The sequence below is a fragment of the Kaistella sp. PBT33-4 genome, from assembly GCF_029194425.1.
Taxonomy (GTDB): domain Bacteria; phylum Bacteroidota; class Bacteroidia; order Flavobacteriales; family Weeksellaceae; genus Marnyiella.
In genome coordinates this window covers 97,618-112,460 of the sequence record NZ_JARFYL010000004.1, presented here as the reverse complement: position 1 = coordinate 112,460, position 14,843 = coordinate 97,618, and the positions used below count along the sequence as shown (strand labels likewise).

Genomic DNA, 14,843 nt, shown 5'->3' with positions numbered 1-14,843 from the left:
TTTGCAAAAATAATGTTTTTTATCGAAAAACCGCCTTAAATAATTAGGCGGTTTCACGAAATACATCTAGATTTTCATCGTATAGGCCTATTCCCAATTATTCAGTGATTACAACCCGTGTTCCCATCGTATGCGCATTCATCTGTGGCGCGTAATAGTTCTGCAGCGTCGTAATTCCGTTGCTGAATATTCCTGAAGCATTGCAGATATAGTCATACTCAAACACATACTTCCCTTTCGGCATAAATTCAATATAGAAATTGGTGGATGCATCTTTAGTAGACTGATAGTAGCCTAAACCGTTTTTCCACTCATAGCCTGAAATTACATTTAAAGGTTCGAATCCTGCCGCGCGCATGTCTTTCAGATGGATGAATTCCATATTTCTGTCGGTGTTCAGAATCATTTTTACGGTAACTTTATCGCCAACTTTCAGAGGTGTCGAGGAAGTTATTTTCTGAAGTTCCTCACCGTTTACTGTCTTCACCTTTCTGTAAAGTTCTTTGGTGATGGAAATGTACGATTCGGAAGACTTAATTTTGTCAAGATCTTCATAATACTGCCAGAAGAGTCCACCCTGCACAACTCCGGGGCCGGGTTTAGTCACCGTGACCGTCCCTAAGGTCTTGTCAATCTGTTCAGGCTTTACAGATGTTTTCAGATAACCGCTGGCTTTCGTATCCGGCTTTACAAGTTCCTTGCCACCCCACACAATGGTAGCCTTATCACTTTCTGCAGTTGTCCACGATTTTCCGGAATTCAGGATCGTGTAGATCACTTCGGCCGTTCCGCGTGAACTTCCCCAGGAGTTGACTTCCTTCTGCGTCACCAGCCAGATTTTCATTTCCTCAATGAAATCCGTATCGTTTGGAGTCAGCTTGTTGAAGGCTTCCAAAGCGCCGGCATGGTTCACCGTTTTGGACGAATACCAACCCCAGTCATTCAGATTCTGTTTCCAGTAAACGCCCTGAGTTTCGGTTTCTGTGGAGGTTTCCTTCAGATACGTAAGGAATTTCTGAGACTCAGCCTTCATTCCATATTTATCAAACAGCAACGCCAGACGGTGCAGGCCAAAGAAGGTGAAATCAGTAATTTTCTCCGTTTTGGCTTTCGAAATCACAGCATTTTTTAAAGATGTTCCTTTGGCTTTCAGCGGATACTGTGTTTCCCAGTAGCTGCGGGTATCCAGATAATCCAGCACGAAATTATTAACTACATTTTTTTTGTCAATATTCCCATACTTATTGACTTCCTGATCTACATAACCGATAAGTTTTGAAACCAGTTCTTTCTGTTCCGAACCCTGATAATCGGCCATATTTCCTTTCAGCCATTCATTAATGCGTCCTAAATTTTTAAGGATGTACAACGAAGTATAATATGAACTTGGATAACCCTGATACCAGGAGAAGCCTCCGTCGGGATTCTGCAGTTGCTTCAGTTCTGCCCAGTCGGTCTGAATCGAGTTCCGCATCGTATTCGCATCGAAAAGACGCGCCAGTTTTTCCATCTGCTCCGTCTCATTTTTACTGTCGAGAACCCAGGGAGTTTCCTCGAGCAATAATTGTTTCAACTCCTGATTCTTCTCAAGATTTGAAGTTAATAAACCTTTCTGCTGATATTCATCAAAAACCGTTTTAAGTTTTGGATTGGCTTTAAAGATTTCTGAAGCCAGGACATCTGCAAACCATTTGTTGAAAACTACATCGGCCGAACCGTTCTGATCGTTTTTGAGGCTTGGCAACGCAAACATAATTTCCCAGATAGGATTTGTGGTAAGTTCCAGGGTATTCGCCACATTTGTGGCAGTTGTTGAATTGTTTTTAGCCAGGTTTTCCAGCGTGAATGTTTTGGTCTGACCTTCCTTCACGAAGATCGGGACAGCATCGGTTACCAACATCCTGTTTGGCAGAACTGCAATTGCTTTCTGCTCACCATCGGAGAAGTTTCCGGCCTGCGCCACTACTTTAATAATAATTGAAGAAACATCGTTCGGTACTTTTAAGTTCCAGTTCACAACAGAATTTCCGTTTTCTTTTAAGGCGAATGCGCTCGAATTATTACGAATTAACCCGAATCGATCCGAGATGTCCTCGTTTGTAAACGCATCTAAAATCTGAAGTTTAGCGGTACCATTTAAACTCTGGCTTACCAGACTCGAAAGTTTGGACTGCAAGTTCAGCTCGTCACCTTCACGCAGGAATCTTGGGTAATTTGGTGTAACTGAAAATTCCTTCTGCGTAACGACTTCTTTTTCGAGCGTGGCCGCTCTTGCATCTTTTGTATGCGCCAGGAACATGAGTTTCCACTGGGTCAATGCTTCGGGCGAGGTAAATTCAAAGTTGACATTTCCGTCTTTATCGGTCATTAAATTCGGATAGAAAAATGCCGTTTCGTTCAGGTTTTGGCGGACGGGGATTTTTGAAAGCTGACCTTCAACACCGACGTTAGATGCGGTGACCTCCTTTGATCTAGTTGCAGTCCTCGAATATCCCAGAACAACAACTTCTTCCAGATCAGCAACTGCAGCCGAATCAACCATTTGATTTGCACTTGGAGCTGATTCAGTTTTTGCCGCTCCCTGTACTCTCATCTCAGATACAGCATAGAAACTTATCTCCCGGTCACCATAAATCCCGCCATCAAACCACCTGAATTCCGGTATGCGAATGCCTTTTTGATTTACATAGGGAATTCGTTTGCTGTAATGCTCCCGCGCCAACTCTCGGTCTACATCATAGGATATCATTCTGAAATATTTCCGGTAAAGCTGCTGCCACGAATACGTGTTAACAGCAAACTGGTCAAGCGACATATCGTACATATTCGCCAAAACTTCGGCGTTCACTTTTTCTTTGTCATCACCCAGTATTTTCACCGTCCATTTTTCTTTTGAATTCGGTTGCAGTTTGTCGCGGAAAGTCACGGTTTCAATTCGCAGCGGTTGTTTGTCCGAAGCAATCTTTAAATTAACCGACTGCGTCTGTACATCATTGAAAGCCACCAGCTGAAACTGAACATTGACCTGGTCGATGCTTTCATCTTTCGGGAAGGCAAGGTCGTATTCCAAAACGCCGTTCTTAAGCTTCCGCTGCTCAGTGATGGTTTCCCCGTTTCCATTTTGAACATAAATATTAACTAAAGCATTCGGAACTGACGAGTAAACATAGATTTTCGCTTTTTCGTTTCTGTTGTATTCCGTTTTTGGCTGGATAACCTTCAGGAAAGGTTTCTGAGTATCAACAAGGAACCTTTTGTCGAAAACTTCAAAGGTTTTTTCGGTTCTAATGGTGTCTTTTCCTTCGATGTTATAAAGTTCAAGTTTGTATTTACCGGCAGGTAAAGAACCAAGATTCAAGACATCAGATTCAAGACCATTATTTTTATCTTGATTCTTGGTTCCTGGCTCTTGCATCTTTTCAAGAACAACTCTTTCAGTCATCCGATCTTTCTCTTCCTTCGAATAATAATCGTGCGGGAATTTCTGGATGAATTCCTGTTTTGAAAGTTTAGGCAAATCCTGGATTTCATTTTCAAAATTGCTTCTGAAAATCCTTTCCTCTGCAACAAGCTTAGAAAGTTTAACCTGATAAGGCTTGTTAAGGTTCTGGTTGTTGTAGTTCTTTATCTCAACCTTAACCTTAATATTTTCATCGGTGAAGCTGTCTTTAATATCATCAGCTTTAATATAATGCGACACGGAGGCGACTTTCACGTTCGTGGTTTCCGACTGGGTTTCGCCATTGATGTCGGTCACCGAAGCATTAATTTCATAATTATCCACCTGAATTCCGTCCAGGTTTTCATCCTTTTTAAGGTCGATTCTGATCGTAAATTCGCCTTTTTCATTGGTTTTTACATCACCAAGGATGGAATTCTCATTGTCGTTTCCGCGCGGATACCACCAAAAGTACATCCAGCGGATATTCTTCTTTTTGATTTCGTAGTTCACCGTAGCATTGCTAAGCGGAACTCCCGAAAACATCATAGCTTTTCCTTTGACTTCTATTGTCTGCCCATATTTATATTCATCTTTTACAGGCTCGAAGGTCACTTCAAATTTAGGTCTTTTGTATTCTTCAACCTGAAAAGATTTATACGAATTGACATCGCCGTCATTAATCTGAAGGGAGAAATTTCCGTTTAGTTTTCCGTTGGGAAGAATGAAATTTCCGTTATAGGAACCGAATTCATTGGTCGTGAAATTCTGCGAGGTGATTTCTTCACCATTGGCATCGTGGAGCGATATTTTTTGTGAAACTCCGGTCGCAACCGATTCTTTTTCATTAAACAATTTTGTGTTGATCACTTTAAAATAGACGGTTTGTCCGGGTCTGTAAATTGCACGGTCTATAAATATTTGTGCTCGGTCCTGCTGTTTTCCAGATTCGTTTTCTCTGTAATATCGGTCACCATAAACCTGAATCAGGTTAAAATCATTGGTCTTTGGCTGCTGAATCAGATAATACCGGTAATACTCTTTACTTCCGGAATCCGGAAACCGAAAATTAGCTGTTTTATCCGTATTTTGGTTCGTTACCGTCACGGTTTTCGCTCCGTTGTACTCGTAGATTTTCAAGCCTTCACTGGAAATGGACTGTCCGTTTTCGCGGTTCACCAGCTTCAGCTGATTTGCAAGCGGCTTTCTGTCGTCCTTTTTATCATATAAAATACGCGATTGGGTCGCAATGAAATAAAAATGTTCCCGAATGGCACCATCCACCACATATTCGGCCAAATAAATTCCCGATGGCAAAGGCTTGATTTCAAGTGTAGTTTTATGCGTTTTATAGTCTTTCAGGTCCTGAAGTTCAAACATATCTTTTCGGACCAAAGACTTTTTAACGGCCGCAAAACTGTTTTTATCGTAGGAATTGCGCACATACTTCATGAAATTCTGTACATCTTCTTTAACTTCATAAATATTTAATGAAAACTGACTTACATTCTTAGCCTCGGCAACCAGATGTATTGGACGGTTGGATTGGGTATGGTCCTCGAATTTAATAGTCAACGCAGGGTTGCTGATCTGGTTTTCGCGGTTCTTAATATTATCGAGGAATTTAGATTTCGGATACTGCTTCTTTGCAGAGTCAGCCAACTGTAAAGCCTGAGCAAACTTCTGCTCCGCACTGCGCATGTCCATCATTTCTGCGATAATAAGAACCTTGTAATCACCTTCTATAGGTGAATTAACAAGATTCTGAAACTGCTCAAATTTATCCTTGCAGTTCAGGAACTGACAGTTATAGTTAATTTTTTGATGCTGGAAGTACAGTTTCGCATTACCCGCATTTTTAGCAATCAGTTCATCATAAATGCTAAGAATTTTTGGATGATTTATTTTGAGTTCATTTGGAGTAAAAAAGTTACTGTTCTTTAAAAACTCAATTTGATTCACCGCGTTCCAGTCAAATAGCGTCGGGAAGTAATCCAGATCTTGAGTGCCTTCAAAAATATCCTTGTATTTGATAAGCTGAACCTGCTGTAAAGCCGCTTTTTTGGTTTCCAGTTCCGCAAACTGTTTGGTCAGGAAATTCTTAAAATCGAGTTTGCTCCAGGTTTCTATCTGTGAAAAATCCTGGTTGTTGAGATTGGTACGCTGGTTAATTTCCCAGGATTCATTATCGTAATAATCGCTGAAAAACTCCGCTAACAGGACATCAAAAAGCAACTTTTGTTCACCTTTCAGTTTTTCGCCAAAAGTAGACAGCTTAGTAAAGAATTGGCTGGCCGAATCGTTGTTCTCATCGTCCTGCGTTTGGTTCACAATGCTGAATTCCGCTTTCAGCGAGCGTATAAGCTGGTTGGCATTATCGTCTTTCATCGCCTGGTTCTGGATTTCTAAAATGATTGGGAGGTTGGACTTGAATTTACCTGATTTATAGTTTTCGGCAACCTTTTTCCATTGGTCGTCATAGTATTTCTGACCAAAGAAAGGTGAAAAGATTGCAGTGAGCAGCAGAAGGATAAAAACCCGGATTAACTTCTTCATAAATCTATAATTGAATGTAAGTAAGATGCAGCCGGCATTTATTGGTTAAATTTGCGGCGATGCAGTTCTTAAAAGTAGCAAAAAAATATATCATTGACAGTCAGCTCTACGTTTCGCTCGCAGGAACTGCACTGGCCCTGTTTTTTATGCTCACGCAGAACCTGTTACGATGGCCCACGGTGTTGCTTATTTTCATCACCTATTTCAGCGGCTATCTATATACCAAATACCAAAGGCACCGGCACTTTAACGGCATCCTCATTTTTAATATAGTTTGCGGACTGATTTCGGGAGCACTTATTTTACTGAATCACAATGAGGTGCGGTTGCTGAAATGGCTCTGCATCGTTGCTCTGGGATTGCTGTATAATTCCTTTTTTCTCGACAATTACATCCGCAAAATTCCGCTTCTCAAGGTGTTTTATGTGGGATTTACATGGGCCCTGGTTAATTCCTGGCTGATACTGCCCGACTTTCATCCCGGCATTTTCATTGTGAGCCTGCTCTTCGTTACTGCCCTGGTCCTTCCCTTCGACATACGCGATATGAATCACGACGACGTTGTAACATTTCCCAGGCTGATTGGGGTTCAGAAAACGAAGTACCTGGCAAGTCTAATGCTTACCGCAGGTGCAGTTATTTCAATTTTTACGCTCCCAACAGAATTTGCTGCGGCTTTTGTCATCACCAACGTCATCTCCATGATCTTCGTTTACTTTTCTGAAAACACCAATAAGGATGCGTACTTTTCTTTTGGCGTAGAATCGTGTTCGGCGATGCCGCTTTTAATTACCATTTTAATGAAGTATTTTTGACAAATGGTTATCCAAAAGCTCCACCTCATCCACTTTAAAAATCATCCCGAAAGAAATTTTGAATTTTCACCGCAAATCAATTGTTTTGTAGGCAATAACGGCGCGGGCAAGACCAACGTTTTGGATGCGCTGCACTACCTTTCGGTGGGCAAGAGTTTTCTTGGAAACACCGATCAAAACAATATTGAAAACGGTGAAGATTTCTTCAGCATTGAAGGAATAATCTCTGATGGCGAAAAGGAAAGCATTGTCAAAGTTCAGATGCCGCGCGACGCCAAAAAAATCATTAAGAAAAACGATAAGACCTACGACCGCATGGCCGATCATATCGGATTTCTGCCCAGTGTCATCATTTCACCTTACGACTCGGACCTTATTTCCGATTCCGGTGAAAGCCGGCGCAGGTTTCTGGACGCTATGATTTCGCAAACCGATTCAGATTACCTGTTCAACCTGATCCAGTATCAGAAAACCGTTCAGCAACGGAATGCACTGCTGAAAAGTTTTGCTAAAAACCGATATTTCGATGCGGAAAGTCTTGAGATTTATGATGAACCGCTTGTAAAATTTGGCAGCCGTATTTTTGAAAAAAGACGCGCATTTACCGATTCCATTCTGGGGCTTATCCAGAATTATTACGAAATCATCTCAAAAGGGAATGAAAAAATAACGGTGGAATACGGGTCAGATCTTATTCATCAAAATTTTGAAGACCTACTCAGCACAAATCTGGAAAAAGACAGGGCTCTGACCTATACCTCGCGCGGAATTCATAAAGATGACCTGCTGTTTAACATGAATGGACAACCTCTGAAAAAAACAGGCAGCCAGGGTCAGCAGAAATCTTTCCTGATCGCGCTGAAACTGTCGCAGATGAACCGTATAAAAGAGCTTACCGGCAAAACACCAATCCTTCTGCTCGACGATATTTTCGACAAGCTGGATGACACACGCGTGGCACAGCTTATTGAACTTGTGAACCGTGAACATTTCGGCCAGATATTCATTACCGATACGAGTAAAGAAAGAACTGAAGCGGTAGTAAGAAAAATTAATGAGGAATCTAAAATTTTTGAAATCTGAGCTGTGGTTCGGGTTTTCGGGGCGCCGGGTTAAGGCATGTGTAAAGTATGCAGTCTCGATTTTTGATTGTTTTTATTTAAACAGCAGATTATGAGTTACCGCAACCTGGATATATACAAGATCAGTTTCGCTCTGTTTATTGAGCCGCACAGAGCTTTGCTGTTTCTTCCAAAATATGAGCTTTTTGAATTAGGCAGTCAGCTGAGACGTTCCTCAGATTCTGTTGTCTCCAACATTGTTGAAGGTTATGGACGCAGAATATATAAAAGGGAATATGAGCGATTTCTGATATTCAGCCCTTCCAGTAACGATGAAACCCTCGCCCATTTGGAAAAAATCATTCATTTATATCCAAACCTGAAAACTAATTTTGAAAATGTGCACTCACAATATGACCTTTTGGGCGGTAAGATAAAATGGGTTCGTGAGAACTGGAATACTTAAAAAATCAGTTCCGCAACCCGTAACCCGTAATCTGTAACCCGAAACCCATAACTCATAACTCGTACCTCAAATCCTGCATCTCAAAACCCCAAACGCAATGAAAAGGAAAAAAAACAGAGAATTCCAGTCCTCAGAGCTTGTGAAATCTTTTGCCAGAATCCATGGCTTTGAAGAAAAACTCATGGCATTTGAAGTGAAGGATTATCTGCACGAATATCTGAATGACGATCTGTTTCAGGAAATTGAATCCGTAAATCTGAAAAGGAAAGTACTGCAGATCAAAATAAAATCGCCGCTTCTGAAGAACGATTTCAGAATGCGTAAAACATTCTTCCTTCAAAAATTTCAGGAAAAATTCGGTAGCGAAAACTTTAGCGCTCTTGAGATTTTGTAGGGATTGTTTTCTCCATCATTTCCTTGGCCCTACTGTCCAGGAATGACCGTATGGGAAAGAAAAACCTCAGAGGATTCTTCAGGAAATACCTGAATATTTCCCTGTAGATTTCTTTCACTTCCCCAAAATTAACTTTCCGCGAACGGAATGCCAGCACCATGGACAGACCAAAACTGACGGCGAAATTAAAGAAGCCAATCAGGAATACGGTGATCAGCGAAATCCAGAGGGTATACGCTGTTACAGAAAAGTCAAGACCATAAAGACCGAGGGCAACATTTCCTGCTGCAAACGTGATGTGCCGGATGTCCAGGTCGAGACCGAGAAAGGACCCTATTGGACCTGTTGCGCCAAGGAAAATACCGAACCATAAATTGGAGACGATGCCGGGCCAGTTTCGGGCATAGTATCCGGAAGCGGCTTTAGCTACTTTAGGGCCTAACACCTGCAGAAGAAGAGGGTTTTTGGCTATCCTTTTCGGAATCTGATAAAAAACGGCGTTATTTGCTACGTTACCGGAGATGATTCCTGAAATAAAGAGATAGAAACCTGCAATGCAGGCATGCAGTATGGCTTTTGAGTTAAAGGGATCGTGGTCATTTAGTAACTTGGCCGCTTTCTCTGTGGCAAAATTTTCCTGGAAAAGCACATCGAGACCGTAGATGATAGCCAGCGCAACAGGAAATGACCACAGCACATTGCCCACAAAGGCAATGAACTGTGAGCGAAAAAGTTTAGAAACCAAATGGGCAAAATCTGAATAATTTTTCTGTGTATTTTTGCCTTCAGACAGCACTTTTGCCATCGTGGCGGCCGTCATTGCAGGTTGCTTGGTGGCCAGCGTAAATCTCATCAGAAAAATCATTATGAAGCCCATGGCATAATTTACAGAGTACAGTACGGCATGCGCAAAATCACTTCCCGGAGCCAGTCCGTAGAAGAGTTTCAGCACGACCAGTGCCCCTACGATTACCCCACCGCCACTGGCCATCCAGAACATCCGGACATAATCGCGAAAGGAGGAGGTGATATAATGAGTACCTGTTTGTGCGGTATGGTTCGTAATAAGATGGGACATGAGCGTGCTGCTGTCGGCCACCAGTTCTCGCAGATTATTCTTGTGGGATTTGTACTCCATAATGTTGAATACCAAATCCTTTGATTTCCGGCGCACATCCTTTTCGTCATCAATAACCAGAAGGTTCAGGATATCCAGTATCCGGTTCAGCTGCTGGCGGATTTTCAGGAGTGACTGATTAATTTTTCCCGATATACCGTACTTCGAGGAATTCTTGAAGGCAATGTCTGTAAAATTCAGGCACTGAGTAAGATATACTTTAACCTGTTTAAACTGGGCATCCTTTGATTTAAGTTCAAAATCCGGGTTTTCCCGGAATTCTTTGGTCAGGACATCCATCTCATCCTGCAGGGCCAGAAAGGGATTGTCAAAATTCTTATACTCGGGTGCCATATTGGAAACCTCCACATCCAGGGCATTCCCGATGACTCTCCAGGCCAGTATATTCATAGCAAAGAAGAGTTCGCGTCTTACCGTTTTTTTGGTGATGAGCCGCGAAATTTCGAGCATGTGGAACAGTTCATCCATATCTTCCTCATGCACATTACGAAAGTAAGCCAGGTCGCGCGCCGTACGTACAGATACGTAATCAATGAGGTACCATACCGTATCCTCACTCTCTACCGGCGGCAGGACCTTGTTGAGCAACCTTTTACGAAACTCCGGAAAGAAGGCATTCTCCGACAGGATATTTGCCTCCGTAAGTGACAGGTTAAAGGTTTTCCCAGCGAATATATGATGGATATAAAACCGGAAATGCTCCAAAAGGTCGGGATTTTCGCGGAGTACATTCAGTACCGCACTGAACTCGGTCTCCCGCATGCTTTCCAGCAGTTCATGCAGCGGATCTAAGGATTTCGTTTCATTCCTGAAACTGAAATACTTTTTTAATACCGCATGAAATGTGGTTTTACCTGAATTGAAGATCCTCATTTTATGCAAAGATACTATTTCAGCGTCACATTGTTCATCTGCTTCATAATCCAGCTGTGGCGGTTCCGAAGATATTTAGAGGGATTGTGCGGATCATATTTCCTTGGATTAGGTAAAATAGCAGCAATCCACGCGGCTTCACTTTTTGTGAGGTCTTTGGCGTTTTTACCGTAATAGTAGTGTGCGGCCGCCTCAATACCGAAAACGCCGCGCCCCATTTCAATTGAGTTCAGGTAGCGGTCCAATATGACTTCCTTGCCCCAGACAAGTTCAATAATGAAAGTATAGACCGTCTCCAGACCTTTCCGGAACCAGCTTCTCCCCTGCCACAGAAAAACGTTCTTGGCGGTTTGCTGCGAAATGGTACTTCCGCCCTTTATTTTCTTCCCTTTTTCATTGTCTTTGTAAGCTTTTTCAATCGCTTTATAGTCAAATCCGTTATGGATGAAGAACTTTTGGTCCTCTGCAGCGATTACTGCCTTTTTAATATGACTTCCCATATCGCCGTACGCAATATAATCGCGTTCCAGTTTTCCGAACGTCATCATACCGCCTATCTGCGTGACCGTTATGGGTGGGTTGAGAAATTTCCCCCAGACAATAAAGAGTATATTGGCCAGGATAAGGATAAAAATAAACTTCTTAATTTTTCTGAACATAGATTTCAAGCGGGCTTTACATAATTTCCTCAAAGAGGGGAATAATTTGCAAAAATAGAAATATTAATCACTTAAGCTCTTTGAGGTAGGTTAAATTATAACCGGGAAGAAGATCTGGATGAAAGATCATGATGTAATCCTTAAGTACAAGGTCGGCACGTACAACGCCGCTTTCAAAATAATCATTGGACCGCCCCCGCTCCTTCTGGGTTACGGTATAAATTTTACCCGACCGGAACACTTCCATTTTTGAATAGTTCGGATTTGCCTGCAACAAATCTCCACGCGACTGGTGATTTCCTGCATTCACCCATATACGGGCATTCTGCGATTTTGAAAAGACTTCCTCAAAACTTCTGACTTCGGCACCTGCACCTTTACTACCGGTGTTGATGTAGGAGCCGCCGGCGTCCCGTATGAAATGTGCGGTCATACTTTGTCCTCCCGGCAGGTACCACTGACTGCCGTACATCTCATTTGCCAAAACCACAGGCCTTGTTTTTTCACCCGAAACTAATAATGCGAGTGAATCATACGTTTTCTTAATATCCATGAATTTTCCGGCGGCTTTGCGTTCCATCCCCATGAGTTTCCCAATGAGCAACAAATACCTGGAGCGGGACAACGGCTCTTTTTCAAGATATTCGTCCAGGAAGATTACCGGAATACCGTTCTTCTCCAACAGGTCATAAGTACTGCTGAATGTTGCGATCCTGTTGGTAAATACCGCATCAGGTTTCAACGCGATAATCTTTTCTACATTATACTTCTGTTCATTACCTACATTTAGTATACTTCTATTATTTATTAGAGCCTGTACCCGTGGTGAGTAAATATATTCCGGACTGGAGATCCCAATGATCCTGTCTTCCAGACCCAGTTCGGTGAAGTATCCCACCAAACTCGCGTTCAGTAAGACCACTTTTTTAAAAGGCAGCTCCGCGAGGGGTAAACGGTAGGCCGACGCTCCTGAATGTAATATCAGGTCACCGGAGTCCTCACGGTATTTCAGCAATTCTGAAATTTGGGTCCAGTCCTCCAGCTTAGTTTCGGGCTTTCCCGTGCAACTGAAAAGGAAAAAAAGTGCAATTATTTGAAAAATTTTTGCTTTCATTTGTCAAAGGAATCAAAAAATTGCTATATTTGCAAACCGAAAAACACGGCCTCGTGGCGCAACTGAATAGCGCATCTGATTACGGCTCAGAAGGTTACAGGTTTGAATCCTGTCGAGGTCACAAGACCGACATTTGAAGTTTTTACTCTCTTATGTCGGTTTTTTTTATTTCCTAATCCACTATTATACTGATAGATGCACTGAGCGACAATGTTCATTTTAGGTGTTTGAAAACTTTTTCCGTCAAATTCGACTTTTTGGGGAAATATCAAACACCCTATCGTCCTCTTTGTTAACAGATCACCCTGCTGGTAAAGGTTAGTGAGATTTTCCATTGAATTGAGCGCATTTTCTATTTTTGTTTTGATGTCTAGTTCTTTACTTTCTGAGACTATATATTGAAGCTCCTGTTCTAGCTGTTCAATATGTGATCTTGTGAGACTTTTGATCTCCTTATAATCTTCTTCATCTAATTTATCCGCAAGATATTTATCTCTCGCATTAGCAACTTTTTCATTAAGTAAAATGATCTCTTTTGAGATCGACCTTCTTTTGGCTTCGATATCATAAGTGAACTGTTTATAATTTTCTAAAAGTATTTCTTTCATAAGATCTTTTATAATCGGATTATATTCCAGTTTTGAAATTTCGAGTTCAAAGAGTTCATTTAATTTTTCAGAATCAAATCTAAATCCACATTTATAATGGCAATGATAATAGTAATAGGTTTTAGATTTGCCCTTAGCACCACTTGCAGTGAGATTCTTTCCGCACTTTGGACAAGTTAAAAGACCTCGCAATGGAAAACGTTCATTACCCAGCACCCTTCCTCCAGGGCCTTCAGCTTTCCTTTTTTTATCCATTACTTGCTGCACTTGGTTAAACAGTCTCTCACTTATCAATGATTCATGTTTCCCATCAATGTAATAAGCTTCTTCCTGTTTGTACTCCTCAATGTATATCTTACCACAATAAACTGGATTTCTCATGGCTTTGGCAAACGAACTTCTTCCCATCGACACCCCATCTCTCTTATTCATCTGAAGTCTTACGTGGTCAACTGGAATGTGGCCTTTTGCTACCTCATTAAATGCCCATCTAATATTTAAAGCCTCAGGTTCTTTAATAGCGATATACTTTTTACCGTCTTCGTGGGTTCTGTTGATATATCCATAAGGGGCGATGCCCATCAGACGCCCTTCTTTTTTTGCTCTCCGCATCCCATGGAAAGTATTCAATGCTCTTCTATCATTTTCAACCTCCGGAGTAGAAAGGTAAATGGCCAGCATGAGCTTATTCTCAGGAACAGACATATCTAAAGGCTGTTCAATAGCTTGAGGAATAATGTGATTCTTTTGGAGAAGGCTGATCATCTGATAGGCATCGCCCGTATTACGGCTGAATCGATCCCATTTAGTAAATAGTACCAGACTGCTTTGATGATTTCTTTTTTTAATTTCAATCAGATACTTTTTCCATTCGGGACGTTCGAAGCTTTTGGCTGAGTGATCTTCGTAAATGACCTTATTGATTGATATATTATTGTTTGCGCAATATCTGCGTAATCTCTCATCCTGGTCCCTCTGGGAATACCCTTTCTCGGCTTGTTCATCGGTGGAAACTCTTATGTATAGATCTGCTATTAACATTATAATGATGATTTAGTTAAAAATTTTAGTTATGGTGGCAACAAATAGAAAATTGCTGCTATAGAAATTCATCATTCTAATATGTTACTAAAATACAAACATTCAGTCAGATGTGAAAAATTCTTTGAGTGTTAATTTTACAATGATGTATAGAAAGTCCATAATGTCATCCGACTGTTCTTGGTTAACATCATAACCAGCCTTCCTCAATAATTCCAAGGCTTTCTCCGGAGGAATTTTTTTTAATTCGATTGAGGGGATATAATGATCAATTCTTGATTGCGATGTGGATTGCTTCGTTATCTTACCTTTCTTCATAACAATTTAAATTGAGGTCTTGCTCTCAATAATTGTAATTTAAAGGGCAGAATGGTCTATGTTTCATACATTGCTTCAAAAGTCTTTTGTTGGCTGCTAAATGCAAACTCTATCTACAAGAATCAAAACTCAAATCATCGACAAAACATCCTATCGACTCGTCATAGCAACCATTACCGGAGGATGATTAAAAATGTATACAATTAAACATCTTTCGGTTTTGTAATTAATCCTTAAAATATAGCATATACGCTGAAAGTGATTTCCGGGAAACCTTGATAAAACTTCGAAAGGAATTATTGAAATAAAATGCAAATAATATATAAATAGGAAAATAAAGGTGCAATCTTCAATCAGGCAT

At 41.2% G+C, this 14,843-nt stretch carries 10 protein-coding genes and 1 tRNA gene; 5 read left to right on the top strand and 6 right to left on the bottom strand.

All coding sequences use genetic code 11. The features are described 5' to 3' along the window. Window positions 1-97 precede the first annotated feature (97 nt). Window positions 98-5,995, bottom strand: a complete 5,898-nt coding sequence (locus P0M11_RS09295) for an MG2 domain-containing protein (protein WP_275625421.1) — start codon at window positions 5,993-5,995, stop codon at window positions 98-100. 59 nt (window positions 5,996-6,054) lie between these two features. Between P0M11_RS09295 and P0M11_RS09290 the strand changes: the two genes are divergently transcribed. The 4 genes from P0M11_RS09290 to P0M11_RS09275 all read left to right on the top strand — a co-directional run bounded on the left by P0M11_RS09290 (window position 6,055) and on the right by P0M11_RS09275 (window position 8,731). After that, complete coding sequence (locus P0M11_RS09290; RefSeq protein WP_275625420.1) at window positions 6,055-6,810, top strand: hypothetical protein; 756 nt, start codon at window positions 6,055-6,057, stop codon at window positions 6,808-6,810. Between the two features lie 3 nt (window positions 6,811-6,813). Then, complete coding sequence (locus P0M11_RS09285; RefSeq protein ID WP_275625419.1) at window positions 6,814-7,893, top strand: DNA replication/repair protein RecF; 1,080 nt, start codon at window positions 6,814-6,816, stop codon at window positions 7,891-7,893. A gap of 90 nt (window positions 7,894-7,983) precedes the next feature. Then, window positions 7,984-8,337 carry a four helix bundle protein gene (locus P0M11_RS09280; RefSeq protein ID WP_275625418.1) on the top strand — a complete coding sequence of 118 codons (354 nt, stop codon included), beginning with the start codon at window positions 7,984-7,986 and terminating at the stop codon, window positions 8,335-8,337. A gap of 97 nt (window positions 8,338-8,434) precedes the next feature. Next, on the top strand, window positions 8,435-8,731 hold the full coding sequence (locus tag P0M11_RS09275) for a hypothetical protein (protein WP_275625417.1): 297 nt from the start codon (window positions 8,435-8,437) through the stop codon (window positions 8,729-8,731). Here P0M11_RS09275 and P0M11_RS09270 read toward each other — a convergent pair. The 3 genes from P0M11_RS09270 to P0M11_RS09260 all read right to left on the bottom strand — a co-directional run bounded on the left by P0M11_RS09270 (window position 8,709) and on the right by P0M11_RS09260 (window position 12,515). Then, complete coding sequence (locus P0M11_RS09270; protein WP_275625416.1) at window positions 8,709-10,742, bottom strand: recombinase; 2,034 nt, start codon at window positions 10,740-10,742, stop codon at window positions 8,709-8,711. The genes P0M11_RS09275 and P0M11_RS09270 overlap by 23 nt on opposite strands. A gap of 14 nt (window positions 10,743-10,756) precedes the next feature. Beyond that, window positions 10,757-11,401, bottom strand: a complete 645-nt coding sequence (gene mtgA / locus P0M11_RS09265) for a monofunctional biosynthetic peptidoglycan transglycosylase (RefSeq protein WP_275625415.1) — start codon at window positions 11,399-11,401, stop codon at window positions 10,757-10,759. A 67-nt stretch (window positions 11,402-11,468) separates the two neighbouring features. Continuing rightward, window positions 11,469-12,515: an ABC transporter substrate-binding protein gene (locus P0M11_RS09260; protein ID WP_275625414.1), complete on the bottom strand. Its 1,047-nt coding sequence runs from the start codon at window positions 12,513-12,515 to the stop codon at window positions 11,469-11,471. Window positions 12,516-12,562: 47 nt separating this feature from the next. Here P0M11_RS09260 and P0M11_RS09255 point away from each other — a divergent pair. Continuing rightward, a tRNA-Arg gene (locus P0M11_RS09255) sits at window positions 12,563-12,636 on the top strand. Here P0M11_RS09255 and P0M11_RS09250 read toward each other — a convergent pair. Both P0M11_RS09250 and P0M11_RS09245 read right to left on the bottom strand, forming a co-directional pair. Continuing rightward, window positions 12,602-14,164: a recombinase family protein gene (locus P0M11_RS09250; protein WP_275625413.1), complete on the bottom strand. Its 1,563-nt coding sequence runs from the start codon at window positions 14,162-14,164 to the stop codon at window positions 12,602-12,604. The two genes, P0M11_RS09255 and P0M11_RS09250, sit on opposite strands and share 35 nt — an antisense overlap. Before the next feature lie 102 nt (window positions 14,165-14,266). Continuing rightward, window positions 14,267-14,482 (bottom strand): hypothetical protein, encoded by a 216-nt coding sequence (locus P0M11_RS09245; protein ID WP_275625412.1) that lies wholly within the window; start codon window positions 14,480-14,482, stop codon window positions 14,267-14,269. Between the last annotated feature and the right edge of the window lie 361 nt (window positions 14,483-14,843).